Annotated in this window: 3 protein-coding genes; all 3 read right to left on the bottom strand. The window is 64.9% G+C overall.

Going from position 1 to position 2,727, the window contains the following annotated elements:
* A partial coding sequence (locus tag EN932_RS33275; RefSeq protein WP_128369410.1) for an MFS transporter occupies positions 1–520 on the bottom strand: 520 nt, incomplete at its 3' end.
* 173 nt (positions 521–693) lie between these two features.
* Positions 694–1,281, bottom strand: coding sequence for a sarcosine oxidase subunit gamma (locus tag EN932_RS33280; RefSeq protein ID WP_127368929.1), 588 nt, complete (start codon positions 1,279–1,281; stop codon positions 694–696).
* A partial coding sequence (locus EN932_RS33285) for a glycine cleavage T C-terminal barrel domain-containing protein (protein WP_281061571.1) occupies positions 1,274–2,727 on the bottom strand: 1,454 nt, incomplete at its 5' end. The genes EN932_RS33285 and EN932_RS33280, both read right to left, overlap by 8 nt.

A 2,727-nucleotide genomic window follows, 5' to 3' on the forward strand; every position in this document is an offset into this window, starting at 1 on the left:
AAATGAAGGTGGTCAGCGCACCGCCGACGAGCGGACCGACCAGCGGGCCGGACTGGCCGGCCAGCGAGATGTACATGTTGATCTTGAGCGTTCGGCTGCGCGGAAAAGTCGACAGGATGACGACCTGGCCGAGTGTGCCCATCAAGGCGCCGCCGAAGCCTTGCAACGCACGCGCACCAACCAGCGTCCAGATGTTGTCGGACAGCCCGCAAAGCGCCGACGAGGCGGCGAACACCAGCAAGGCAAAGCAGTAGACGTTGCGCAGGCCGAAGCGGTCGGCGGCCCAGCCGCCAAGCGGCATCGAGATGATCAGGCTGGCGACATAGACGGTGATCAGCAGGCCGAGCTGGCTGGGCGGACGGCCGAGGCTTTCGCTGATGCCCGGCAGCGCGGTCACCACGACATTCTGGTCGAGGCTGGTCATGAACACGCCGCAGGCGACCGTCAGCGGCAGCAGGAGCAAGGCTCTGGCCGGCACATCGGCGCGATCCGTGGCGCCGGCGGATAGTTCTGCGGTCATGGAGATGTTCGAACCAAACGAATGTGCCGACTCTTGAACAAGGGATTTCATATCCCTGGGCCGGTTGGGCGGCCGCGTTTTCGCACCATGGGCGCCTGCGGCCTGATTCTCTAGCGGCAGAAACGGCTGGCGTTGATGCCAGAAGCAGGAGCGATGCGACCGTTCGGCGCCGCCTATTGCACCTCGTAGCCGACTTCCTCGCTGGCGTGGCAGAGCGCCTTCCAGAACGAGCGTGCAAACGAGCGGAAGACATAGATGTCGAACTGGTCGGCGCCGGTGCGCTGGATCTGGGCGAAGACGTCGTGATGAGCGGTCGAGCGGCCGGCGCCATTGGGAAAGGCCGGCAGCGAAAAGTCGATGGCGAAGAATTTCGCCAGCACCCATTCGGCCTTCGGCCCGGCAATGCGGATGGCGGTGCGGCCGTGCGAGAGATCGGTCACCGTGCCGATGGCCGAGGTCACCACCTTGGCAAAGGCAGCGGCCAGCCCTTCGGCCTCGTCGGCAACGGTGAACTTCCCCGGCGCGAAGCCGAACACTGACTTGACCCCGTCGCTCACTCCGCCGCCGGCGCCATCGGGAAGCGCCAGCCCGGTGACGGTGCGGATGGCTGCGATCAGCCTCTTCTCCTCGCCGGGCCAGGCGGCGAGCTGCACGATCGACCCCGGTCTCGCCTCGGTCAGGATGATCTCGACGCCATGCTCGAAATTGCCGTGCGAGCCGACGTGAAATTCCGGCTCGAGCGGGGATTGGTGCTCAACCATGCATGCGGCTCCCGTCCGGATCGAAGAAGTGATTGGAGACGATCTCGACCGGTCCGAACCGGTTGCGCAAGGGATCGGAGACGTGGGCGCGCGTGCCGTGCCGTGCCTTGCCGCCCTCGACCAGCGCCAGCGCGATATGTCTGCCGAGCGCCGGCGAATAGCAGCAGGCGGTGATATGGCCGATGGAGTCGTGCGGATTGGCTTCGTCAACCTCCTCGACGATGTGGGCGCCACCGTTGAGCGGCCGGTTATCGAGGGCGATCAGGCCGACCAGTTCGAGGCGGTCCGATGCGATCAAGCCTTCGCGGTCCATCATCGCCGAGCCGATGAACGGCTTCTTCTTCGACAGCATCCAGTCGAGATGCAGGTCGCGCGCCGTGGTGCGGCCGTCGATCTCGGCGCCGGTGACATGGCCCTTTTCGATGCGCATGGTGCCCAATGCCTCAAGACCGTAGGTGACCAGCCCGAACGGCTTGCCGGCTTCGACAAGCGCTTTCCAGACATGGGTGCCATGGCCGGCGCCGGAATAGACCTCGAAGGCCATTTCACCGGAGAAGGACAGCCGGCAGATCATCACCGGCACGCCTGATATTTCGCCGCGCACGATGCCCATGAAGGGCAAGGTGGCGTTGTCGACCGACGTGCCGGTGACACAGGCGGCGAGGATCTGCCTGGCCTTCGGGCCGCCGATCGCGGCACCTGCCCATTCGTCTGTCACCGAGGTGACGTGGACTTTCAGCTCCGGCCAGATCACGTCGAGGAAATATTCCAGATGCTGCATCACCTTGCCGGCGTTGGCCGTGGTGGTGGTCATCAGAAAATCCTGCTCGCCGAGCCGCCAGGTGGTGCCATCGTCGAAGGCGAGGCCGTCCTCGCGCAGCATCAGCCCGTAGCGGGCCTTGCCGACGGCCAGCGTCGAAAACATGTTGGTGTAGACGCGGTCGAGGAATGCGGCGGCATCAGGGCCTTGCACCGCGATCTTACCCAGTGTCGAGACATCGACGATGCCGGCGCTTTCGCGCGTCGCCTTGGCTTCGCGCACATAGGCCTGCTCGACCGTTTCGCCTGAAAGCCCATAGATCATCGGCCGGTACCAGAGGCCGGCGGAATACATCGTCGCGCCATTGGCCAGATGCCAGTCATGCATCGGCGTCAATCGTTCTGGCTTCAGGTCGCCAAAACGCTCGGCAGCCAGCGAGCCGATCGACACCGGAGCAAAGGGCGGCCGGAAGCGTGTCGTGCCGACCTCGGGGATCGGCTTGCCCAGCGCCTCGGCCATGATGGCAAGGCCAGGCACGTTGGAGCTCTTGCCCTGGTCGGTCGCCATGCCGAGCGTGGTGTAGCGCTTGAGATGCTCGACCGAGACAAAGCCTTCCCGGTGAGCCAGCCGCACATCCTCGGCCGTGACGTCGTGCTGGAAATCGACAAAGCTCTTGCCCTTGGCCC

Origin of the sequence: Mesorhizobium sp. M7A.F.Ca.US.002.01.1.1, from assembly GCF_004022955.1 — a bacterium.
Lineage (GTDB): Bacteria > Pseudomonadota > Alphaproteobacteria > Rhizobiales > Rhizobiaceae > Mesorhizobium > Mesorhizobium ciceri.

What these genes read in the sequence shown, in the direction of transcription:
- EN932_RS33280 (WP_127368929.1), bottom strand. Translation starts at nt 1,281, where the DNA reads ATGGTTGAGCACCAATCCCCGCTCGAGCCGGAATTTCACGTCGGCTCG.